Source organism: Agarivorans gilvus, from assembly GCF_001420915.1.
GTDB lineage: Bacteria > Pseudomonadota > Gammaproteobacteria > Enterobacterales > Celerinatantimonadaceae > Agarivorans > Agarivorans gilvus.
The window spans coordinates 1,167,138-1,189,673 of record NZ_CP013021.1 but is presented as its reverse complement, the minus strand read 5'-3'; the positions used below and the strand labels follow the sequence as shown (position 1 = coordinate 1,189,673).

Genomic DNA, 22,536 nt, shown 5'->3' with positions numbered 1-22,536 from the left:
CTACAACAATTAGCTAGTTATAGCTTGTTTTGTAATTTTATTACATAATAGCCTTGTTAAGTCATAAAATCGACAGGTAATCATGAGAAAGTTTCACAAATCACTATTGCTGGAAATTCCTTCAGGTCTTTTGATTATTTACGCAGCCTTGTGGCTTGGGAAATTGTTAAGCAAAGCCAGTGGTGAGCTGCTTCCGTCCAGTATTATGGGGATGCTGCTGTTAACGGCGGCCTTGCAACTGCGCTGGATAAAACTGACTTGGGTCGAACGAACGGCGAACCAGTTTGTACGCTGGATGTCCTTACTATTTGTACCCATTAGTATTGGTTTAGTGGAAAATATTGAAACTTTATTACAGGCTTTGCCGGCGATGTTGCTCACCTGTGGCTTGGCCACGTTGATATTGTTGGTGGCTGTGGGACGCTTTTATCAGTATTGGGAGCGACGGGTTCAACTTAAGGACGATGCCGAGCAGCATCAGGGAGGGGCGCAATAATGAACTTCTTTTATCTTCCTCTTACCATTGGACTATTTGTTGCTGCGCGTGCTTTGCAGCAGCGTTTGGCTATTTCTTGGTTAAACCCCGTGTTAATTACTTTGGTAATTCTCGTCGCAGCTTTGCTCAGTTTGGATATTTCCTTCAGTGATTACAACCAATATAGCGGCTGGTTAACCCAACTATTAGAGCCCGCAGTGGTGGCCTTAGGGGTACCTTTGTATAAGCAACTCAATGATATTAAACGTGAATTACCGCAAATTATGGTGATTATTTTATTATCTGCATTGATTGCGATTATTAGCACTGTTTTGGTTGCTTTGGCGGTTGGCGCAAGCTCAACCATTGCTGCCTCATTAGCCCCAAAATCGGTGACTACGCCGATCGCGGTATTGATCAGTGACCAAGTGTCGGGTGAAGCGGCCTTAACCGCTATCGCTGTACTGTTTACTGGTTTGGTTGGCGCGGTGATCGGTAGCCCAGTGTTGAAGCTTTGCGGGGTGCACTCCACCAAGGCGCAGGGCATTGCCATGGGTACTGCTTGTCACGCCTTAGGTACCGCTAGAATTGCCGAAGAAGGCCACCAGCAGGGCGCCTATGGTGCTTTGGCCTTGGTATTAAGCGCTACCTTCAGTGCCATGCTTTGCCCGATTTTAGTACCGCTGCTGGCTTAAGCCTTATTTTTGCCACGCTTAATGGTGAGCTCGCCGTCTAGGTGAATATCGCGTTGTGGGAAGGCGATAACAATGTCGTTTTCGGCAAATAATTCATCGATGCGGTAGCGAATTTCGCTGCTCACCTGGCGAATTTGCCCTTCCATATTGGCTTCCACCCAAAAGTAGGCGACAAAGGCTAGTGCGTTGTCGCCAAAGTCGTTAAAAATCACCACTGGAGCGGGGCTGTTTAATACTGCGTCTTGTTCACTCACCGCTTGCTCAATCAATGTTGCTACTTTGCGGCAGGGTGAGCCATACGCCACGCCAACGCTAACGGTAGTACGCGCCTTATTGTCGATTAGGGTCCAATTGATCACGGTGTTTTCTAACAACTTGCTATTGGGGATCAGCAAGTGTACGCCGTCGGTACGGCGAATGCGGGTGGAGCGGGTATTGATCGCCTCTACGTTGCCTTTGACGCCATCGACTTCCAAAAAATCGCCGATTTTTATCGGGCGCTCCCACATTAAGATCCAACCACTAATGAAGTTATTGATAATGTTTTGCGCGCCAAAACCTACGCCAATAGCCACCGCACCGGATAAGAAGGCAAAGGCGGTGATGGGGATGTTGATCAGCTCTAAGGTCATCACCAGCATGACCACTATGCCTAAGATGTAGGTGATTCGACTGACTAAATGCACCACATCGGGAGTGAGCCCTTTACTGGTCATGCGTTTAACAATGACTTTGATCAGGGTTTTAAGCGCTAAGTAGCTGATCAGTAGAATCAAGGGGAGCAGTAGAATATCGCCCACAGTAACGGCTTTCTCTTGGATGGAAAATACCGGGGTGGCGAGCAATTCAAAAATTTTATCAAAACTCATTACCGTTCCTTGTTATGTCGGCGTCGTTTTTTATTGCTTATAGTTTACTATTGGCGAGAAAAAATAGCGTAGTTTTGTTGTTGGTCTTGCGAGGGGTGAGTGAAAAGCAAGGGAAGGGCGTGTGCCACTTCCCTTAGTGGCGCTTTATACCGCGCCCTTGGCTATTAGTAAGTCACCGTGTAGTGCAACAAACTTGTCGTAAAGTTGCTCTTCGGTTTCTACATGGGCGGGGTCAACTGAAATGCAATCAATGGGGCATACATCTATGCAAGTAGGGCGGTCGTAGTGGCCCTTACATTCGGTGCAGCGAGCGGGGTCGATCACCGTAATCACGCCATCATAAGAGATGGCCTGATTGGGGCATTCGGGCTCGCACATGTCACAGTTGATGCACTTCTTGCTTATCAGTAAAGCCATTACTTAAGCCTTTACTTCACTAGCTTGATGAGGGTTACGGGTATTCTGACCAGAGCTAAGATTACGCATTAACAAGGCGTGGTCTAGCTCGACATTCTCTGGCACTGGCAGATATACCGTATGGCCACTGCCTTTGGCATCATCAATTAGCTCACCTTTTTTGTTTTCGAGGTGTTCTAGTTTGAAGTTCAAGTTGCCCTGTGGAGTCATTAACTCTAGGGTGTCACCCAAGACAAATTTGTTTTTCACGGTGACTTCAGCAAGGCCAGCGGCGTTACGCCCCGCCACTTCACCAACAAATTGTTGCGTATCACTGACCGAATAACCATAGTCATAGTTTTGGTACTCGTCGTGCGTATGACGACGCAAGAAACCTTCGGTATAACCGCGGTGAGCCAGATTTTCCAAAGTACTCATTAGGTTAGGATTAAAAGGCTTGCCTGCAACCGCATCATTAATCGCCTGACGGTATACCTGAGCGGTACGCGCACAGTAGTAGAACGATTTAGTGCGGCCTTCAATTTTAAGCGAATGTACACCCATTTTGGTAAGGCGCTCTACGTGTTGGATTGCCCGTAGGTCTTTTGAGTTCATGATGTAGGTGCCGTGCTCATCTTCAAAAGCAGGCATGTATTCATTCGGGCGGCCTTGCTCTTGGAGTAAGAACACTTGGTCGCTAGGGGCGCCAGCGCCTAAAGTCGGTTCTACAATTTGCGGTTGGGTAGCAATGATGTCACCCACTTCGTTTTCTTTGGCCTCGTGGGCGTTGTATTTCCAACGGCAAGAGTTAGTGCAAGTCCCTTGGTTAGGGTCGCGTTTGTTAATGTAGCCCGATAGCAAACAACGGCCAGAGTAGGCCATGCATAGTGCGCCATGCACAAATACTTCGAGTTCCATTTCTGGCACTTGCATACGAATTTCTTCGATTTCATCCAGTGATAGCTCGCGAGATAAAATCACTCGGTCTACCCCTTGTTGCTGCCAAAACTTAACGGTGGCCCAGTTAATCGCGTTCGCTTGTACTGATAGGTGAATACTTTGCTCAGGAAAGGCTTCGCGTACCATCATAATCATTCCCGGATCGGACATGATGAGGGCATCGGGTTTCATCGCAATCACTGGCTCAATATCGCGCAGGTAGGTTTTTAGCTTGGCGTTATGGGGCGCAATATTGCTGACCACGTAGAGTTTTTTATCTTGAGCATGGGCTTCGTTAATCGCCAGTTCAAGGTTCTCGTGGTTAAATTCGTTATTACGTACACGTAAAGAATAACGGGGTTGGCCCGCATAAACCGCATCTGCGCCATAGGCAAATGCGTAACGCATGTTCTTTAGGGTGCCAGCGGGTGACAGTAGTTCAGGTGTAAACATCAAAGCTCCGGGTCTTAGTCGAATCATTGAGGGAGGCTGCAAGCAGCCCATAAGGGCGCGCATTGTACGCCGAGCAGGCTAGGCTTGCAATGCTTTGCTTAAAATTTCACCAAGTCAAAAGACCGCTGGTAAATAGCCGCTTGGCTTGGTGAATTATGCTGCGCAATAAAGGCGTGTTTAATTGCTCAGTTCGCCGCCTAGCGCAGCGATAAGGTCGGGGATCATCTTGCTGAGTTCACCACTGGCGAGAGCGAAATCGGCGTCAAAGCGTGCGGCCACGTCACTTTTATCGATGTCTTCGTTTTGTTCGGTGATGGTATCGGTGAACTTGACACCTTTAATGCTCATGTCTTCGCTAATCACAAAGCGAATAGAGTCGGCCCAGGTAAGTTCTAACTTGGTGACGAATTTATCGTTTTCTAGGTGCACTTTAATTTCGTCGCTGAACAAGTCCTGTTCTTTACAGCGAATAATACCGCCGCCTTCTAGGGCACTGCGTAGCTCGGCTTCTTCGCCCAGTTCAAATTGCGCAGGAATGGCTTGTTCATTCAGCCAATCGGTCATGGTGACATCGGCTTGATTAGCCAGTTTAATTGGGCTTACTGGTAAGCTACCTAGCGATTTACGTAGCAGAGCAATGACTTCTTCGGCTTTTTTCGCGCTACCAGCATCAACTGCAATTAAATTGTTATCGGGGCTGAGCCAGGCGTAGGTTAAGCTACTACGAGAAAAGGCACGAGGTAGCAGACTCATTACGATTTCTTCTTTTAATGCGTCTTTCTCGGCTTTTTTCAGCGGGCGTTGTTGTTCCTGTTCGAGCTGCTCGATTTTTTCTTGTAAAGAATCACGGATCACCGAGGCTGGCAGCATTTTTTCTTCTTTTTTAGCGCATAGTAGGTATTCGTTACCCACCACATGCACCATGCTTTGACCAAACTTGCCCATTGGCGCGACCCAGCCAAACTTGCTGAGATCTTGGCTTCCGCAGGGGCTAAAGCTTAATTCGCTTAAGGTTGCGTCTAGCTTTTCCGGCTCAAGTTCAAGCTCCTTGGTAATTCGAAATAACATTAAATTTTTAAACCACATAACGGAATAGCTCTTTGATAAATTAGCGGGCGGCTATTCTAACAAAACTGATTGTCATGTCAGGCAGCAATTATGCTTTTTTTGAGCCACCTAGAGCGTATTTGCCAGTGGCATGGTTCCTGTGCCCAATTATATTTATGTAAGATTTATTGCTGTTTGGCAGAATCAGCTTAGTTAATACTTTTGTTAATGCTTGTGATCTTGGTCTTGCTGCAGCCTGTGAAATTGGATCTATTTCACATCTGATTTTGAACTGGCTAACCATAATGAAAGTTCTTCGGTACCAGTGGATGGCAGATGTATTGAATTCTTACACCAATGCTTTGGGTTTAACCTTACGTAAAGCTAAGTCCTGCGACTATGACGATATTAGTGAAATATGGTTCGCAGCCAGTTTACGTGCTCATGACTTTCTGCCGAGTAAATATTGGTGGGAGCGTCAAGAAGCACTACAGCGCTTGTATCAAGACAGGGCGGAGGTGTGGGTGGCTGAAGTCGACCAGCAGGTGTGTGGATTTCTAGCCTTGGTGGATCATAAGTTAATTGCTTTATTTGTGGCGCCATCTTGGCAAAACAAAGGCATTGGTTCGCAGTTGTTAGAGTTGGCGAAAAGTTTGCGGCCGCGTTTAGAGTTACACCTATTTGCTGATAATACCTCAGCACTGAGTTTTTATTTACGCCACCGCTTTGAAATTTTGTGGAAGCGGCCCGAGCGCTACACCGGTTATCCTTTGGTGCATATGGGCTTTAATCCTTACCCGGTATTAGTTGAATAATGAAATAGCCGACGCTTTCGCGCCGGCATTAAGCTTATTTTCCGTAAAGATTTTCAAAACAGTAGTTAGTGGCTTCAACAAAGCCTTCTACACTACCGCAATCGAAACGCTTACCTTTAAATTTATAGGCCATCACACAGCCATTTTGCGCTTGCGTGAGTAGCGCATCGGTTAGCTGAATTTCGCCATTTTTACCTGGCTTGGTATCGCGGATCAGGCTGAAGATATCGGGAGTGAGAATGTAACGACCAATTACCGCTAGGTTAGATGGTTCTTCACCTTGTGGCGGTTTCTCTACCATTGAGGTGACACGGAATAAATCATCGCGAAGGGCTTCTCCCTCAATGACCCCGTACTTGTGGGCTTCTTCTTTAGGCACTTCCATTACTGCAATAATGGAACAACGGAACTGCTGATAAAGTTTGGCCATTTGGGCTAATACCCCGCCATCATCACCAAAACACAGGTCATCGGCGAGCACCACCCCAAAGGGCTCTTGACCAATCAGGGTTTCACCACACAATACCGCATGGCCTAAGCCCATCATTTTCTTTTGCCGCGTATAAGTACAATTAACATTGTCTACAAGGTGGCGAATTTCTTTGAGGTAGGCTTCCTTGCTGGTTCCTGCTATTTCGTTTTCTAGCTCGTAGCTTATGTCGAAGTGGTCGGCAATGGCTCGTTTACCACGGCCAGTGATAAAAGCCATATCTGTCATATTGGCTGCCACTGCTTCTTCAACACCGTATTGCACTAAAGGTTTGTTAACGATGGGAAGCATCTCTTTAGGCATGGATTTAGTCGCGGGAAGGAAGCGGGTGCCATAGCCAGCAACGGGAAACAAACATTTCTTTATCATGGTCATTGGAACTCCTTTTCAGCATCGACTCGTGGTCTAGCTTGATTAAATGTCTAATCTTTACCCAGCAAAAGCAATGCCGCTAAAGCTGAATAATTATATAAACTATTGTTAATTAAATATTTTGTTGTTTTAGTTGTATTTGCTACTGAGTTAACTATAACTGACTTTGCACGGTTTTGGTGCGATTTTGTGCGATACTTCAGTATGCTGCTTTAAAATGGCACATGCCCTGCTAAGCCTCAATTGCAGACTCTTTACGGCCTTTAAATAAAACTTAGCCATTGATTTTTATGCAAATTAAAACAGAGGTTTAGCTTTTACTGGCGAGTAAATTAGCCTCTATTTGGGGTTGGCACAGTAATTGGTTCTATTTATTAGAGTAGCTATTGAGTTAACCACCACTGAGGGCCCTGTATGGATCAACTAGAGCTGTTGTTACAAGAAATCTACGGCGAAAGCTTAGATGAGAGTTTGTATGCTTTGCTGCAACAAAAAGTAGCAGAAGCTAAGCAAGGGTTTCCCCGTTATCAATGTTGGTCAGAAAAAGACGTCATTCTCATCACTTATGGTGACAGTGTGGAGACGGAAGGCTTAAGCCCTTTACAAAGTTTGCACCTCTTTCTTGGTGAATACCTCAGCGGTTTAGTGAGCGCAGTACATATTCTGCCTTTTTTCCCTTTCAGCTCCGACGATGGCTTTTCGGTTATCGACTATTACCAAGTGAATTATAAATTGGGCGACTGGAGTGATATTAAAAAGCTCAATCAAGACTTTGAGTTGATGTTTGATCTAGTGATGAACCACTGTTCTCGGCAAAGCTTGTGGTTTAATGATTTTGTTAACGGTACAGGAGAGGGTCAGGACTACTTCATTGAATCAGATCCTAAACTGGATTACAGCGCAGTTACTCGCCCCCGCACCAGCCCGTTAATTGTAGATGTATATACTAGGCAAGGTTTGAAGCATGTATGGGCCACCTTTAGCGATGATCAAATTGATTTGAATTTTGCTAACCCCAAGGTACTGATGGCGTTTGTCGACATCTTTATTTTCTATTTAAAACAGGGGGCACGCTTTGTTCGTTTAGATGCGGTGGCCTTTGTGTGGAAGCTATTGGGTAGTAATTGTATTCACTTGCAGCAAACCCATGCGATTGTGAAGTTATTACGCTGGGTGATGGAGCAACTCGATCCTAATCTGATATTGATTACCGAAACTAACGTGCCTCACCAAGAAAATATCAGTTATTTTGGTCAAGGCGATGAAGCCCACATGGTGTATCAGTTCGCACTGCCACCACTGTTATTGCATGCCTTAAACCGGGGGAATGGACATTACTTAACCGCTTGGGCGCGAGACTTAGTGGCACTGCCCAAGGGCTGTAATTACTTTAACTTTGTGGCTTCGCATGATGGCATTGGGGTAAGGGCGGTGGAACAAATTATTCCTAAGCATGAAATCATGGACTTAGCTGAGTCGGTGCACAATTTTGGCGGTTTTGTTAGCATGAAATCTAATGGTGACGGCACTCAAAACCCTTATGAGTTAAATATTTCTTTGTTTGATGCTTTGCAAGGTACACGGACGGGTTCAGACCAATGGCAGGTGGAGCGTTTCTTGTGTAGCCAAAAGCTGTTGTTAAGTTTGCAGGGGATCCCAGGGATTTACATTCACAGCTTAACTGCTACGGCTAACGATCAGGCTTTGGTTGAGCAGACAGGGCGTACCCGTTCAATTAACCGCCATCGTTGGCAGCGCAGTGAATTTGAAACGCTGCTTTCTCAAGAGCACAGTGCTCAGGCTCAAGTGTTTCAGCGTTATCGTGATTTGCTGAGCTTGCGTAAAAACATTAGTGCTTTTCACCCAGAATCAGCGCAGCGCGTTTATGATTGCGGCGACGCCTTGTTTGTTCTGCAGCGCGGTGACGCGCCGACTGCTAATCAAGAAGTGGATCATCAATCGTTATTGGCGGTCTTCAATTTAACCAAACATCCCCAGTCGATAGATCACCATTTGCAACTTCCGCAAGCCTATCAACAGCAATGTAAGGACTTACTCAGCGAAGAGGATGTATTACTGCAAGAGTACAAACTAAAGCCTTATCAGGTGTTGTGGTTGGTTGCTAAGCCAGATATCGCTTAGTAAAGGCGCTTATGGCGCCTTACTTATTGGAGGGATGCAACAGCGTAATCTTGGCTATTGAGGGTGTGAAAGGTTTTTGCCCCAAACTGTGTTTGCATTTTTAGTTTAGGGGAGTTGTTAGTCCCGTTTTTATCATTTCGTTTTGCATCGGGTTGTTAGTAAGGGTTTCGCCCTGACGGCGATGTACTTTTCTTTGGTGGCCAAAGAAAAGTACACAAAAGAAAGGCCACCCTGCATCTTCTTAGATCCTGTGTTCAAGCTTACAAAGCGATGCTTTGTTTAAAGCCAAGCTTTCACCCCATTAACAAGGGCGTTGAAGTAACTCGCTTTGCTCAAACAGACTTCAACTTTGCTCCCTTGTTCACTTGCGCTACTCGGCGAAGATGATGGGATTTAAAAGCGCCACCTTGATTATTGTGGGTGTGAAATGTTTTTGCTTCATAGTTTATTAGGCAATTGGTTCAATAATACCTTAAACACTCACCTTCACCCATAGCAAAACTCATCGTTTTACCAAGTGCTTCTGCAATACATACATGAAGAAAACTGAACGTTTAGGGCTTGCGCACATTTTCACTGTGATTATACACAGCCCCAACATTTCTAAAGCTGCTTTTGTCAAAACCGTCTATAGAATTTGAACATTGGCTATTGATAAAATTAAAAGAAAACATCAAAGTAGACAATAAGTTAAAGAGAGAGCACGAACAGTCTAGTGACCTTGCGCAAGGTCACACTTTCTGTGATAGGAAGCGTGCTCATTGAATGGGATAGGAACCACGTGTTTCCTACTTAGCGTTAAGTAGCTAGCCAATGGAGGAGCCATAGTGTCGGAAGGAAACTCGCTAGTAAATTTTGGTGATATTTCAAAGCCAGCTACAGTGCTGATTGAAAAGGTTTCGAATGCTGTTGGTGTTCTCTACGAACCAAGGCGGATAAAAAAGAAAGCTGAAGCCGAGGCAGAAGCTGAAAAAATAAAGGCGTTAGCATCAATAGAGCTAAGTGATATCCAGCAAAGGGCTATTGATCGAATGGTTCAGCAAGAAGGTCGAAAGCAAGAAAATATTGAAGCTATTACAGCACAGGCCGCATCTTCATTAGCCGAAGATGCGGATGTGCAAAACCTTGAAGAAGACTGGGTAGCCCACTTTTTTAAGAATTGTGACACTGTTTCAGATACTGAGATGCAATTACTATGGTCTAGCCTGCTATCTGGTGAGGCATCGAAGCCAGGTACTTTTTCTAAGCGAACTATAGATTTTGTGGCGTCAATGGACAAAAAGGACGCAGAGATATTTACCAAGTTTTGTCAGTTTTCTTGGTTTCTTGGTGATGTCATGCCAATCATCTTAGAACCTAACCATGATGTTTATAAAAATGAAGGGATTAGCTTTGGAGTTCTGAAACATTTAGATGCAATAGGCCTAATATCCTTTGAGTCAACCACAGGTTATCGCCGCATGGGGTTTGGTAAATATGCACAGATATTCTACTTTGGTCGACCTACCATTATTGAATTCCCTAAAGATAATAATAATGATCTAAACATTGGCAAAGTCATGCTGACACGTGCTGGCCAAGAGCTTGCTCCGATATGCGGTGCTAAAAGGAATGAAAAATTCTATGAGTATGTTATTGAACAATGGTTTAAAAGTGGGTTTATCGTGCATACCCGGCTACTTAACAAGTAGCTGCACTGGAAAAATTACTCGCTGCGCTTCTAATTTTCCTGTGAGCTAGGCGTTGATATGCTCCCCTCTGTCAACGCGCACAAGTCTATTCCTACCGATTAACACCAGCATAGAAAACCTGAATGAGAGACCGTTAGCAAGTAAGTGTCGGCGGTTGACCTTGCTGATATCCGCGAGTTTGGTTATTCGCATTACTTGTTTGCGCCATTGGAGTCTTGCCTCAGTCTAGGTGCGCGAGTTTACATCGCTTAACGCCCTCGAGGGTTGCTCTCACCACTGCCGTCAGTCTTACTCATTCAAGTTGTTTTAAACTACTCGCTTGTTTCTACCTCTATCCTATATGTTGGCTTTGTGGGTCAAAACGCTGCGCAATATCCCAGATGTAACCCAGTAGCTCTCTGGCCACTGCCGTCACCACCTTGTTGTATTCTTTGCCACGGTGTTTGAGTTGGGCAAAGCGTCGGCATAAGCGTTGTTGGGCTTGCCATGAACGCTGTTGTAAGTGTAGCGATTGGTCTTGTTGGCGTATCTGTAACTCGCGCGAGACCTTAGGGGGAAACCGATACGCCCAAGCTGCCTCAATCAGTATTCGCCTTGCATGGGTATTGCCACACTTGGTAATACCGCCTTGTTTTTGTCGGTTGCCACTGGAATATTCTGAGGGAGTTAAGCCCACAAAATTCATCAATGAGCGCGGGTTAGCAAAACGGCGCATGTCACCCAGCTCTGCCACTAAGGTAATGGCCGATAAGAAGCGTATGCCACGTAATACTGTTAGGTATTGAACTAGCGGATACCAAGACCAGTCTTGAGCAATCACTTGTAGCTCTTGTTCAAGGTGTTGCAGCCGCTCATAACGCTCGGTAACAATGTTGATGTAATGCTGAAAGGTGAGTTTCTTGGCTGGCTCTAAGAAGTGAATATCGGCCAAGTGGCGCTTGTAGGCCTCATTCCAAACTTGGCGACCGGAACAAGGGTGGCCATTGCGTAATAAGAACAACTTTAAACGTTGCCGCGCTTGGCGACAATCAAGCATGGCGTCTTCACGACAACGGATTAAATCCCGCACCGCTTCATCATCGGTGTTGGGCACATGAATAGAACGAATTAATCCCGCTCGCGCCATTCTCGCTAAAGCGATGGCGTCACGCCTGTCGGTTTTTACTTTATCACTGGGCGCTTTAGGGATAAGGGCGGGAGCCACTACCCAACATTCAATACCGTGTTTCACTAAATGACGGTATAACCAAAATCCACAAGGGCCAGCTTCATAAACCACGCAAAGATGAGTAGCCAAGTCTTTGTATTTTTTGATAAGTTTGTTGATAGAACGAATATTGGTGGGAATGGTGCCATGAAATACAGGCTCATCTCTTGAATTATCAACACAATAAGCGACATCAGTGGTTTCTTTGTGAACATCTAGTCCAATAAAAAACGTGCTAGATTTAGACATGTCGATCTCCTGTTCTGTTAAGACTGTGCATCTAACAGTGTGGCTCTAGTTTGACTAACCCACGATAAACGCAGGAGGTCGGCACTTTCACTGGGGATCATTATGTCTATATTTTTCGAATTACCAGAGTATAAGGAAGTTTGACGTAGTGAACTTAAAAACGGGTCTAAAACTGTCGGTTTGTCTTGCATTGATTGCGATAACTGCACCATTAGTTATTTATTGGTTTCAAATAGGTAAAGGTCAGGTTGTTTCTTCCAATCAAGAGGATTGGGCGAATTTTGGTTCTTTTCTTGCGGGTATCTATACAGCAATTGCTTCCTTTGGTTCAATGGGCACATTGATATTTCTTATTTACCAGAATTATTCTGAAAAGGCAGTGCAAGATAAACTGACTCTGTCCAAAATTGAGCTTATAAGTTTTGAAAAATATCAAATGCATCGAATGCTATTTGATAAGCTTCTCGATGAGCTAGAATCCGAGGGTAACATTAGCTTTCACATAGTTGATAGATATGATCTGTATAGGAAAATTTTCCCTAAAAACACTTTGGATTTTTGCACGTATAAAGTGAATATTGACGAACAGGATGATTCTGATGCATTGGTAGAAGCTCGAAATACGCAGAGAAAACTTGCTGAGTATTTAAGCTCAGATACTCGTAGTGCAAGTTTGGGGCGTAAAATAGTTCAAAGCATTTCTTATATCCAAGATTTTCTTAATGTTCGGGTTTTGCGCCCTAAACAGGATTATGACTTTATACATAGAGTTAACGAAGATATTATCCTAAATGCAGGCGAATTGCAGGGTACACTAGCTAACTTATGGAACATTGCCAACTCAATTTTGGAGTTTACTGGAAATGAACCTGAGAAGTATATAAAACACATGGCTAACTCTAGTTTTATAACCGATAGCGTTTTGATGTATGCAGATATAACTAAAGATAGTAGACATGAGACCTTCATGCTTCATCAAGAACAAATATAACAAATAAGAATAAGTGTCGCGCAGCCGACACCTTATTCGGGTGTTGAACAAGCCCGATGCTCCTTTCTATAGTAAATAACGGTGTTGATACTGGCGGGGCCAAGGCCTTGTTCGTTTTCCCAAGGCGAGTTTGGCTAAGACAGGTTGAACGGCGCGAAACCCTTCCCGTCTTGTGTGGTGCTAAGCTGTTAATTTTTTTATGTATTCATCCTCATGTTAAGCCCTGCCATTCTCCTTATATTGTTCGCCTTTCGGCTAGCTCGTTCGACTCACGCCTGTGCAGTGCATGGGGTGTTGGCAACAAGGGCATGGTCGAGTGGCGCTGTGGTTGTCAATTTGGAGCGCGGCGAGCTTAACGCGTTGCGGCACCCGCAGGAGTAACTGAATGCGCCGCAGGTTTTCGGCATATCGATACGGCGCAGGATTACGGTAATGAAGCTGAGGTGGCGAATGGACTTAGAGCCAGTGGTGTGCCGCGTGAAGAGCTGTTTCTTACTACCAAATTGGCGGCCAACTTTAAAAGTTATGAGGGCGCGAAACAGGCCATCGAGGGCTCTTTGCAGCGGATGGCCTTGGATTACATTGACTTGCTGATTATTCACAGCCCTCAGCCCTGGGATCAGTTCGGCGTGGAAGACCGCTTTTTTGAAGGTAATCTAGCGGCATGGCAAGCCTTGGAAGACGCCTATCAAGCTGGGCAAATCCGCGCTATTGGTTTATCAAACTTTCAACAGGTGGACATCGATAATATTTTGAGTGCCTGCAAAGTTAAGCCGATGGTGAATTAAATTCTGGCTCATGTGACTAACGTACCCAGTGATTTAATTGAATACTCTCAAAGTAAGGGCATGTTGGTTGAAGCCTATTCTCCAGTGGGCCATGGTGAGCTGTTTAAAAATCAGCAACTGTTAGCCATGGCAGAACAATACGGCGTGTCATTACCTCAGTTGTGCATCCGCTACACCTTGCTGCTGGGCTTATTGTCACTGCCTAAAACCGCCAACCCCGCACATATGGCCAACAATGCGGATTTAGATTTTGTTATTTCTGATGCTGATATGAGCACCTTAAATAATATGAAGCGTATTGAAAACTACGGTGATGCCAGTGTATTTCCGGTGTACCGCCAAGACTAATTAGCATCGATGGGAGGCCGCTTGCGCCTTCTCGCTTAAGCGAGCCGTAGGTTGATTTAGCTCGGCTTGGGAGTACAAGCGCTACTGAGTGTAGCGCTGATACTTAAGTGGTGTTCAAATCACTTGTTGCTTGTTGAGTAACAAACTAGCCTGTTACGCCGCTTTACTGACCTCAAAACGCTCTACCAATTGGTGTAAACGCAGGATGGAGTTTTTCACTAAGGTGGTTCTACGGGTTAATTGTTGAGAAGACAGTTCAAGCGATGAAGTGGTGACTTGAGCTTGCTCTGCCGTTTCGCTGTGTTGTTCACTATTGCCGGCAATTTGGTTGATGGTAGTAAACATATTTTCCACTGCCTGTTGTAAGGCTTCGCTGCGGTTACCGGTATCGAGTAAGGCTGAACTTTGGTCGACGTTTTTAACCCCTTGCTCCATGTAATTCACGGCGGTTTCGGTTTGTTCGCGCAATTTGCCCATGGTATCGCCAATATGTTTGGCTGCATCGGAAGTTTTGGTGGCAAGATTACGCACTTCGTCTGCAACCACCGAGAAACCACGGCCATGGTCTCCTGCTCTGGCTGCTTCAATGGCTGCGTTAAGTGCCAGTAGGTTGGTTTGATCGGTAATTTCGGTAATGAGCTTCACAATGGCTTCAATTTGCTTCATTTCATCGTTTACTTGATTAACGCTTTTGGCCGATGCTTCAACAATTTGTTTGATTTCTTGGGTGTTTTTAACTGCATGCTGGTATTCAGTTTGGGCATCTTCAACCATTGTTGTCATCACTTGTTGCAGGTGTTCTGCTGATTGACTGGCTTTAACAATTTCAGCTTGTTGATGTTTTGCTAAATTTAGCAATGAATCAATAGAATAAGAGGTTTGCTGAGTACAGTTATCCACTACACCACAACGGCGCAACATTGAACTACTGACTTGTTGCACTTCGTTGGAAGCATAAATAATCCCGCCTATAACACCTTCAAGGTTATCGATGAAACTATTTATCCAGCGGCCTAAGTCACCAGTTTCATCGGCTTTAAATTGGCTCGCATCTAAGCGGCGTTTTAAGTCACCATCACCTTCGGCAAGGGTTTGCAGCACGCCACTCATGTTTTCAATGCCTTCTCTTAGGGGCTTAGTTACCCATTTCTTAAATGCTAAAAAGCTCAGTGCGGAACATCCTAGTAATAATCCGGCCAGTTGCGCGAAATTTAGCTCTAGCTGGTGGGCAAGTAGTAATGGTAAAAGGATGTTAAAAACAGAGCTAAGTAAATACTTATTGCCTAATTTATGGCTTAAGGAGCGGTGACGGTAGACTTCTTCTAAATCGGCTTCACACATCATCCCCCAACGGTCCAAGGAACCGCGAAGCTGAAAGGTAATGCCTTTGCCAATCACCGGAATATGTCGGTAATCGGAATAACCAGGGTAGTCGATATAAAGGTTGTGTCCGTTTTTAATGGTCTCTCTTACACCTGGGTGTAATTCTTGGGTTGCGGGATCGGTAAAGCGAATTTCAAACTCGGTATGCTGGGCGATTTTTACCGAGCCCCAATTAGTGTGGATCCCCGATTTTAAATTTTCACCATGTGAGAAGGTGTTGTCTTCAAAGCGAGAACGCGACAAGGCGGTACCGGGCTTGATACTCGAGTCAAATTTGGCTTCTACCATGAAAATGTAGTTGTCGCCGGATTCACTATAGATATGACCGGCTTCGCGTTGAATTAAGTCGCCTAGAACGTCGTTTGGCACTCGACCGCATAAGCAGCCCACGACTTCACCATCAACCTCTAAGGGTTGGTAGAACATCAGCGTGACTTGGTCGTGAAAATGGGAACTAGAAGGTCCAACGCTAAGAGTGCGAGGGTCTTTATAAGGGCCGTGCAAAAACTGCTGTTTTAATCCTTGCTCTAAGGCTTTAGAACAAACAACAGTTTGCCCAGTGTGTTGTGAAAAACTGCTGGCACTGACTGCACCAGTTAAGTTAACGATAAATAGTTCTGAAAAGTCGTTATTACGGCTAAGTAGCTGCGATAACACTTCTGGTTGTTGTTCTAAAGGCTTGGTGGCGAGATAAAACATCGCGTCTTGTAGGAAGTCCCATTGAGTGTTGGCCCAGCCTTGCAATAGCTTAACGCGGGTGGAGGAGATGCTTTCAAAGGTTTGTTGAAGTTGTGAGCGGCGTTTGCGGTTTAACCAGCAGGCTTTGCGCATGGCTAGTTTGCCACTATTTCCGAAAATGGGGAGCCAGTGTTTTTCTTGTTGTGTCAGTTGCATGGTTTCTATTTCCCTTAGAATTTTCGGGATTTTAAGCAAGATTGATGCCTTTGCATTTAAATGGTGCTCTATATTGGTGCTTATTGGCTTTTGTTGTTTTGTTATTGTATTTATTAGATTTGTTTGGTTCTTAATTGGTGCGCTTGCATCAATATGGTGCTTTCGCGGCTTGGGTAGGCGTGGGCTAGTACGAAGCTGGTTATTTATCAGCAAAAAAAAAGCTTGCCTAAATAGGGCAAGCTTCAGCATTTTATTTATTGAATTTAAGTTTTAACAGTTATCGGCTTCTACTGCTTCGTATAAGCGCTCTAAGAAATCGGGTACTGCGCTTTGTACTCGGTTCCAGCTTGGAATAAACGGTGTTGCCGAGGGGTATTCCAAGAACGTTTCACCTGCAGAGGTAATTGCTTTGGCGAACAACTCAACCGCATCCTCTTCGGCGTGGCGGTCTAAGCTCAAGCCGTTGATCAGCGCATCGCTGTGGTAGTTATCGATGAAATCCAGCGCCATTCTAAAGTAGGTGGCTTTTAATGAGCGCAATTTACCAGGGCTAAAGGTGTGGCCTTGAGTGGCCAACTTGCGGATCACCGCTTTACTGATGTCGGTGGCCATTTTGGCTAAACCGGCATCAAGGTTGTCGGGGCTGAGATCTTGGTGTTTATGATCGTAAACATCGGCGATGTCGACCTGACAAATACGGTTGGTGGAATGATTACGGTAAATTTCTGATAGTACGCCAATCTCTAATCCCCAGTCAGAGGGAATGCGTAGATCATTAATCACGTCTAACTGCATAGAAAATTCGCCGGCTAGTGAGTAGCGGAAGCTGTCTAAATACTCCAGGTAGTCATCGTAGCCTTCAATTTTTTTCAAGGCTTTTAGCAGCGGCGTAACTAATAGTCGTGCCACTCTGCCGTTCAGTTTGCCATCAGCATGGCGGGCGTAAAAACCTTTACAAAACTCGTAGTTAAACAAGGGGTTTGCTACCGGGTACATCAATCTGGCTAACATGCTGCGGTCATAGGTGATAATGTCGCAATCATGTAGGCCTACCGCCTGACTTTTACCCGAGGCCAAGGCATAGCCGAAGCAGTACCAAACATTTCGGCCTTTACCGGGCTCTTTCGGTGCCAAGTTGTGTTCGGCCAGTTGTGCATCTAAAGCGCGTAGGCGAGGGCCGTCGTTCCAAAGAATACGAACGTGTTGCGGTAGTTCCGCGAAGTAATCTTTGGCAAAGGCAAATTGCTCTTCGGTTGCACAGTCTAAACCAATGATAATTTCACTGAGGTAGGGGACTTTCGCTAACTCGGCGACAATGGTAGCTAAGGCTGGCCGTTCGAGTTCTGAAAATAAGGACGGCAGTACTAAGCTCATTGGCCGGACTTTCGAGAACGCTATCAGCTCCTGTTCTAACTCTTCGAGCGGTCGATCGGTTAAGTTATGTAAGGTAGTCACAATACCGTTTTGATAAAAATCAGCCATGGTTATGCTCCGTTTAGTAAGGAATGTAGAATTTGTTGCATCGATTGGTGCCAGCCATAAGGGCCTGGATGAGGCGCTAGGCTGGAATTAGGGTGGTCGATCATCAGCGCTGGATCGTGCTTGCGAGGAATCACCACCGGAATATCAGCGCGCTCTAGCATGCTACGATCATTTTCACTGTCGCCTAAGGCAATGGTGGTAAACTCACGCTGATATTGATGCTGATAAAGCTGTTTTAACCATTGCATGGCATCGGCTTTATCGAATTTGGCTTTAACATGATAAAAACGCCCTCCTTTTACTACCGCTAGGTTGTGCGCTTCTAATTTACTAATAAATATTTTTAGCTGGTCGTCGCTGTCATTCCATAATAAGGGCTCTGAGGCCATGCGTTGTTTAGCCAGCTGCGCATCATATTTAGGTAAGCCGGTGTTTAGTTGCACTTCACTGACGTTCATGTCATTAAAGCCCTGAAAACGGAAGTGATATTGTTGGCGCAATACACTTAGGTGCTGGCAAATATCGGGGTAGCTAGGGCCAAAGGTTTTAAGTTTCCAACGCTGCTTGCCCACATTTAGCGGGCTTAGCTCGTCGGCTTGCAGTTCGCCTTCTGCGGGAATACATAAAGCAGAGCCGTTTTCTATGGCAAAGGGTTGTTGAAGCCCCATTTTTTTCTGCAGTTGTAAAACCTCCATAAAGGTTTTACTGGTATTAAATATAATCGGAACATTCAGCTGTTTTAGTTGGTTGAGGCTAGGTAAGGCTGCTTCATAGCTATAGCTATCATGGTCTAATAAGGTGCCGTCTAAGTCTGTAAATACCAAGAGCTTACTAGCACCTTGGTAACCTTTTGTAGTTGATAGTTGCTGAGCGAAATACTGCATGCTGCCCCTAAAATAACGAAATATGTTTGGCTAAAGCAAAGCACGAGCAGTGCCATAGTCATGTTATGTTTTCTTTAAATTAGGTTAAATGTTATTGTTTTCATGGGCTTAGACCTTACAAAAAACTCAGTAGTTGACTAAGTCGATGAAAGTGTTTTGATCTATTATGGTGCAAGCCCAAGGGTTCTGCCCAACTTTGCACCAGCTTGGTTCGCGTTGTATTTGTCTAATCCTTTGATTTACACTGTGCTTGTCATAAATCTGTCATTAATACGTCGCATAATTGCCACAGTTTCTTAGATTGAGATAAAAGTGATGCCTAGGAAGATACTTGTTGTAGAAGATGAAGCACCGATCCGCGAGATGTTATGCTTTGTTCTAGAACAGCATGGATATGAGCCAATTGAAGCGGCTGATTATGAGCAAGCCATAGCTAAGCTCACCGAACCTTACCCTGATTTAGCCTTGTTAGACTGGATGTTACCGGGTGGCAGTGGAATTTCTATTATTAAGCACATGCGCCGCCACGAACTGACTCGACAGATTCCGGTGATTATGTTGACCGCCAAGGGTGAAGAAGAAGATAAAGTTCAAGGTTTGGAAGCCGGTGCGGACGATTATTTAACTAAACCCTTTTCTCCAAAAGAATTAATGGCCAGAGTTAAGGCGGTCATCCGTCGTATTTCGCCCACCTCTTTAGAAGAGACGATTGAAGTTCAGGGCTTGCGCCTAGACCCAGTATCACATAGGGTAAGCGTCGAAAATGAACCCTTAGATATGGGCCCTACGGAATTTAAACTATTGCATTTTTTCATGACCCATCCCGAGCGAGTATATAGTCGTGAGCAGTTGCTTAATAATGTGTGGGGAACTAATGTGTATGTCGAAGACCGTACGGTAGATGTTCATATTCGTCGCCTGCGCAAGGCGATTGGCTTGCAAGGTTATGATCGCCTTATACAAACTGTTCGCGGTTCAGGATACCGTTTTTCAACTAGGATGAAATAATTACCAATGTTTGTGCCTTTTTCATGGCAACGGGTAATTTGGCGAGTCGCACTAGCGTACTCGCCTTTATTCGTTTTGGGTGCGCTGAGCGGATACGCTTTAGAGGCCTGCTTGTTGGCCGCTGTTATTCATATTGCTTGGATGTATAGCCAACAACATAAACTATTAGATTGGTTATATAATCAGCGTAAATTGTCGCCTCCTCACGGCGCGGGTAGTTGGGAGCCGGTGTTTCACGGTATTTACAACATGCTAAAGCGTCGCTTAGGTCGTGAGCGTGAATTGGCGCAATTGATGAAGTATTTTCGCCTAGGGGCAGAAGCCTTGCCCGATGCGATTGTGGTGATCAATCAAGATGGTGCCATCTTGTGGTGTAATCAGTTAGCGCAAAGTTTGTTAGGCCTAAAGTGGCCAGCCGATGCCGGACAACATTTAACCAACTTAATCCGCACTCCCGCCTTTGTGCATTACCTCAGTAAAGGTCGTTTTAATCAACCTTTAGAAATTATTAGCCCAGTAGAAAAAGACATCTGGTTAGAATTTCGCGCAATGCCTTACAGTCAGAAACAACTGTTATTAGTGGTTCGCGATGTCAGCCAACTGCGTAAATTAGAGAAAATGCGTAAGCGTTTTGTTTCAAATGTAAGCCATGAACTGCGTACCCCTCTCACGGTGATGCGTGGCTATTTGGAAATGCTAGATCAAGACGAAGTCGACCCAATGATATGGGGCAAGGCTCGTAGCACCATGCTTGACCAAAGTAGTCGCATGGAAAATTTGGTGAATCAGTTACTCACTTTAGCCAAAATTGAATCAGCCTCAGTTGAAGATAGCTCAGATCCGGTTGATTTTTCAGCGATTGTTCACAAACTCAAGGCTGAGGTTGCTGGCTTGGCCAAGGACAAGCAACTGAGTTTTAAATTTAAGATTGAAGAAAATATTCTGATAAAGGGTGAACAGGAACAGTTGCGTAGTGCCTGCGGCAATTTGCTGGGCAATGCCATCAAATACTGCAATGAACCCGGTGAGATTGAAGTGACCTTATCGGTGATTCCCACCGGAGTGGTATTTGCCGTGAAAGATTCTGGACCGGGTATTGCACGCAAGCACTTGCAGCGTTTAACCGAGCGTTTCTATCGGGTTGATAAGGCCCGTTCAAGAGACACTGGAGGCGCCGGTTTGGGACTATCGATAGTGAAACATGCTTTGCAGCACCACGACAGCCAGCTTCAGATAAAAAGTAAGCAGGGTAAGGGCAGTACTTTTAGTTTCATCATTCCCAAGAAGTTGTTAGTTGAAGCTAGGCAGCAGGCGTCTTAGCTTGCTATAGCCGCTTCCTCTGTTTTTAAGCAATTACTTTTTTTTTGATCCTGCTTATACTAGCTATAGGACTGATTTTTAAAGGGTTGTTGCTGTTGAATATAGTGAATGTTGTTGGACGCTTGTTACTGCTTGGCTGGTTGCTGGTAAGTAGCTCAATGTTTGCTTATGCTGCAAGTGAAAGCTCAAATCAGCCTAATAGTAACGATTTATTGCACTTTCCCTTCTATATTAAGGAGCCTTTCACCGGCGACTTAGCAGAGATCAAGCAACGCAAAATCATTCGCGCTTTAGTCACCTATGGTAAGTCGGATTTTCATTTAGCCAATGGCCAGCCTTTGGGGATCCAAGTGGAGTTACTCAATCTCTACGAGAAATTTTTAAATAAAGGGATCCGCAGAGACGTTAATAAAACCAAGGTGAAGATTATTCCGGTTCACTTTGACCAGCTTATTCCCGCCTTACTAGAAGGCCGAGGTGACATTGCCGCGGCTTTTTTAACTGCCACTCCAGAGCGCAAAAAACAACTGCGTTTTGCCTTAGGCAACGCTCAAGATATAAACGAAGTATTAGTTAGCCATAAAGAGACTCAACGGCCGAACTCTTGGCGAGACATGGCGGGCAAAAAAATCTACGTGATGGCGGGTAGTAGTTATGCCGAGCATTTGGCAGCCATTAATCGGCTGTTCAAGCGTAATAAACTTAAAGCCATTAAAATCATCGAGGGCGATAGCAAATTATTGTCAGAAGATATTTTGGAGTTGGTAAATGCTGGGGTGGTGGATTACACCATAGTGGATGACTATAAAGCCCATTTATGGGCCAAGTTATTTACCGAACTGCGGATTGATAAGCACATTCGTGCCAGTGAAGGACAAAACCTAGGTTGGGCGGTGCGGCAAAACAACCCTAAGTTGCAGAAAAACTTACAGGCTTTTGTGGATCAACAAGTGAAGCAGGGCAGTCTACTGGGAAATACTTTGCTTAACCGTTACTTTGAGCATACTGCTTGGGTTAAACGCTTGGCTAATTCTGAAGACCGAGCGCGCTTTAATCTCTATGCTCCGTTTTTTAAAAAATACGCCAGTGAATATGCATTTGATTATTTAGCCATTGTGGCCCAAGGCTACCAAGAGTCGGGCTTAGACAATAGCAAAGTGAGCCATCGCGGAGCCCGCGGGATTATGCAATTGCTACCTTCTACAGCCAAACAGATGGGTTATAAGGACTTATCCGATCCTGAACAAAATATTGCGGCGGGAATAAAGTACCTAGACTGGCTTCGTACTCATTATATTAACCAAGACGATATTGACGATAGCGAACGGATGGCGCTGATTTGGGCGGCCTATAATGCAGGGCCAACTAAAATGAAGCGCATGCGTCGTTTGGCCGAAGAGATGGGGCTTGATCCTAATCGTTGGTTTGGTCATGTAGAAATCGCAGCGGGGCGGATTATTGGTAGCGAAACAGTGCGTTACGTATCTAATGTGTACAAGTACTACATCGCTTACACCCTTGCTTCAGATATAGAGCAGCAAACTCAGCAATAGCCATATTCACGAGATGGCTTTATTGTTTAAAATTAATTTTACTTT

At 45.0% G+C, this 22,536-nt stretch carries 18 protein-coding genes and 1 pseudogene; 10 read left to right on the top strand and 9 right to left on the bottom strand.

Annotated features, from left to right (window positions below; genetic code table 11):
• Positions 1-82 precede the first annotated feature (82 nt).
• Both AR383_RS05590 and AR383_RS05585 read left to right on the top strand, forming a co-directional pair.
• Positions 83-496, top strand: coding sequence for a CidA/LrgA family protein (locus tag AR383_RS05590; protein ID WP_055732258.1), 414 nt, complete (start codon positions 83-85; stop codon positions 494-496).
• Positions 496-1,170: an LrgB family protein gene (locus AR383_RS05585; protein ID WP_055732257.1), complete on the top strand. Its 675-nt coding sequence runs from the start codon at positions 496-498 to the stop codon at positions 1,168-1,170. The genes AR383_RS05590 and AR383_RS05585 overlap by 1 nt, the downstream gene beginning before the upstream one ends.
• On the opposite strand, the gene AR383_RS05580 is transcribed toward AR383_RS05585, so the two are convergent.
• From AR383_RS05580 to rdgC, 4 genes are all read right to left on the bottom strand, one after another.
• Positions 1,167-2,039 (bottom strand): mechanosensitive ion channel family protein, encoded by an 873-nt coding sequence (locus AR383_RS05580; protein ID WP_055732256.1) that lies wholly within the window; start codon positions 2,037-2,039, stop codon positions 1,167-1,169. The two genes, AR383_RS05585 and AR383_RS05580, sit on opposite strands and share 4 nt — an antisense overlap.
• Positions 2,040-2,183: 144 nt before the next feature.
• Complete coding sequence (locus tag AR383_RS05575; RefSeq protein ID WP_055732255.1) at positions 2,184-2,456, bottom strand: YfhL family 4Fe-4S dicluster ferredoxin; 273 nt, start codon at positions 2,454-2,456, stop codon at positions 2,184-2,186.
• Positions 2,457-2,459: 3 nt separating this feature from the next.
• Positions 2,460-3,827, bottom strand: a complete 1,368-nt coding sequence (gene trhP, locus AR383_RS05570; RefSeq protein WP_055734959.1) for a prephenate-dependent tRNA uridine(34) hydroxylase TrhP — start codon at positions 3,825-3,827, stop codon at positions 2,460-2,462.
• 177 nt (positions 3,828-4,004) lie between these two features.
• Positions 4,005-4,913: a recombination-associated protein RdgC gene (gene rdgC / locus AR383_RS05565; protein ID WP_055732254.1), complete on the bottom strand. Its 909-nt coding sequence runs from the start codon at positions 4,911-4,913 to the stop codon at positions 4,005-4,007.
• Between the two features lie 266 nt (positions 4,914-5,179).
• Between rdgC and AR383_RS05560 the strand changes: the two genes are divergently transcribed.
• Positions 5,180-5,689 (top strand): GNAT family N-acetyltransferase, encoded by a 510-nt coding sequence (locus AR383_RS05560; protein WP_157051650.1) that lies wholly within the window; start codon positions 5,180-5,182, stop codon positions 5,687-5,689.
• Between the two features lie 34 nt (positions 5,690-5,723).
• On the opposite strand, the gene galU is transcribed toward AR383_RS05560, so the two are convergent.
• A complete protein-coding gene (galU, locus tag AR383_RS05555; RefSeq protein WP_055734958.1) occupies positions 5,724-6,548 on the bottom strand; it encodes a UTP--glucose-1-phosphate uridylyltransferase GalU in 825 nt (274 codons plus the stop codon).
• A 417-nt stretch (positions 6,549-6,965) separates the two neighbouring features.
• Here galU and AR383_RS05550 point away from each other — a divergent pair, with 417 nt between their 5' ends.
• Positions 6,966-8,693: a sugar phosphorylase gene (locus AR383_RS05550; RefSeq protein WP_055732252.1), complete on the top strand. Its 1,728-nt coding sequence runs from the start codon at positions 6,966-6,968 to the stop codon at positions 8,691-8,693.
• Between the two features lie 827 nt (positions 8,694-9,520).
• Positions 9,521-10,384: a DUF2806 domain-containing protein gene (locus tag AR383_RS05545; RefSeq protein ID WP_055732251.1), complete on the top strand. Its 864-nt coding sequence runs from the start codon at positions 9,521-9,523 to the stop codon at positions 10,382-10,384.
• A gap of 331 nt (positions 10,385-10,715) precedes the next feature.
• Here AR383_RS05545 and AR383_RS05540 read toward each other — a convergent pair whose 3' ends face one another.
• Positions 10,716-11,840 (bottom strand): IS110 family RNA-guided transposase, encoded by a 1,125-nt coding sequence (locus AR383_RS05540; RefSeq protein WP_055732250.1) that lies wholly within the window; start codon positions 11,838-11,840, stop codon positions 10,716-10,718.
• Between the two features lie 148 nt (positions 11,841-11,988).
• On the opposite strand from AR383_RS05540, the gene AR383_RS05535 reads away from it, so the two are divergent.
• Together AR383_RS05535 and AR383_RS22570 are read left to right on the top strand one after the other, a co-directional pair.
• Entirely contained in the window at positions 11,989-12,831 is an 843-nt protein-coding gene (locus AR383_RS05535) for a hypothetical protein (protein ID WP_055732249.1), read from the top strand.
• Positions 12,832-13,232: 401 nt separating this feature from the next.
• A pseudogene (locus AR383_RS22570) lies at positions 13,233-13,967 on the top strand (aldo/keto reductase family protein); the annotation flags it as partial.
• Positions 13,968-14,120: 153 nt separating this feature from the next.
• Here AR383_RS22570 and AR383_RS05520 read toward each other — a convergent pair.
• From AR383_RS05520 to AR383_RS05505, 3 genes are all read right to left on the bottom strand, one after another.
• Entirely contained in the window at positions 14,121-16,244 is a 2,124-nt protein-coding gene (locus tag AR383_RS05520; protein ID WP_055732246.1) for a methyl-accepting chemotaxis protein, read from the bottom strand.
• Between the two features lie 270 nt (positions 16,245-16,514).
• Positions 16,515-17,726 (bottom strand): glycosyltransferase family protein, encoded by a 1,212-nt coding sequence (locus tag AR383_RS05510; protein ID WP_055732244.1) that lies wholly within the window; start codon positions 17,724-17,726, stop codon positions 16,515-16,517.
• A gap of 2 nt (positions 17,727-17,728) precedes the next feature.
• Complete coding sequence (locus AR383_RS05505; RefSeq protein WP_055732243.1) at positions 17,729-18,610, bottom strand: HAD-IIB family hydrolase; 882 nt, start codon at positions 18,608-18,610, stop codon at positions 17,729-17,731.
• A 315-nt stretch (positions 18,611-18,925) separates the two neighbouring features.
• Between AR383_RS05505 and phoB the strand changes: the two genes are divergently transcribed.
• The 3 genes from phoB to AR383_RS05490 all read left to right on the top strand — a co-directional run bounded on the left by phoB (position 18,926) and on the right by AR383_RS05490 (position 22,491).
• Positions 18,926-19,618 (top strand): phosphate regulon transcriptional regulator PhoB, encoded by a 693-nt coding sequence (gene phoB, locus AR383_RS05500; RefSeq protein ID WP_055732242.1) that lies wholly within the window; start codon positions 18,926-18,928, stop codon positions 19,616-19,618.
• 6 nt (positions 19,619-19,624) lie between these two features.
• Positions 19,625-20,938 (top strand): phosphate regulon sensor histidine kinase PhoR, encoded by a 1,314-nt coding sequence (gene phoR / locus AR383_RS05495; RefSeq protein WP_055732241.1) that lies wholly within the window; start codon positions 19,625-19,627, stop codon positions 20,936-20,938.
• 104 nt (positions 20,939-21,042) lie between these two features.
• Positions 21,043-22,491, top strand: a complete 1,449-nt coding sequence (locus AR383_RS05490) for an MltF family protein (RefSeq protein WP_083481502.1) — start codon at positions 21,043-21,045, stop codon at positions 22,489-22,491.
• The last annotated feature ends 45 nt before the right edge of the window (positions 22,492-22,536 follow it).

What these genes read in the sequence shown, in the direction of transcription:
- AR383_RS05540 (WP_055732250.1), bottom strand. Translation starts at nt 11,840, where the DNA reads ATGTCTAAATCTAGCACGTTTTTTATTGGACTAGATGTTCACAAAGAA.
- phoB (WP_055732242.1), top strand. Translation starts at nt 18,926, where the DNA reads ATGCCTAGGAAGATACTTGTTGTAGAAGATGAAGCACCGATCCGCGAG.
- AR383_RS05575 (WP_055732255.1), bottom strand. Translation starts at nt 2,456, where the DNA reads ATGGCTTTACTGATAAGCAAGAAGTGCATCAACTGTGACATGTGCGAG.
- rdgC (WP_055732254.1), bottom strand. Translation starts at nt 4,913, where the DNA reads ATGTGGTTTAAAAATTTAATGTTATTTCGAATTACCAAGGAGCTTGAA.
- AR383_RS05580 (WP_055732256.1), bottom strand. Translation starts at nt 2,039, where the DNA reads ATGAGTTTTGATAAAATTTTTGAATTGCTCGCCACCCCGGTATTTTCC.
- phoR (WP_055732241.1), top strand. Translation starts at nt 19,625, where the DNA reads ATGTTTGTGCCTTTTTCATGGCAACGGGTAATTTGGCGAGTCGCACTA.
- AR383_RS05560 (WP_157051650.1), top strand. Translation starts at nt 5,180, where the DNA reads ATGAAAGTTCTTCGGTACCAGTGGATGGCAGATGTATTGAATTCTTAC.
- AR383_RS05590 (WP_055732258.1), top strand. Translation starts at nt 83, where the DNA reads ATGAGAAAGTTTCACAAATCACTATTGCTGGAAATTCCTTCAGGTCTT.
- galU (WP_055734958.1), bottom strand. Translation starts at nt 6,548, where the DNA reads ATGATAAAGAAATGTTTGTTTCCCGTTGCTGGCTATGGCACCCGCTTC.
- AR383_RS05585 (WP_055732257.1), top strand. Translation starts at nt 496, where the DNA reads ATGAACTTCTTTTATCTTCCTCTTACCATTGGACTATTTGTTGCTGCG.
- AR383_RS05520 (WP_055732246.1), bottom strand. Translation starts at nt 16,244, where the DNA reads ATGCAACTGACACAACAAGAAAAACACTGGCTCCCCATTTTCGGAAAT.
- trhP (WP_055734959.1), bottom strand. Translation starts at nt 3,827, where the DNA reads ATGTTTACACCTGAACTACTGTCACCCGCTGGCACCCTAAAGAACATG.
- AR383_RS05505 (WP_055732243.1), bottom strand. Translation starts at nt 18,610, where the DNA reads ATGCAGTATTTCGCTCAGCAACTATCAACTACAAAAGGTTACCAAGGT.
- AR383_RS05550 (WP_055732252.1), top strand. Translation starts at nt 6,966, where the DNA reads ATGGATCAACTAGAGCTGTTGTTACAAGAAATCTACGGCGAAAGCTTA.
- AR383_RS05510 (WP_055732244.1), bottom strand. Translation starts at nt 17,726, where the DNA reads ATGGCTGATTTTTATCAAAACGGTATTGTGACTACCTTACATAACTTA.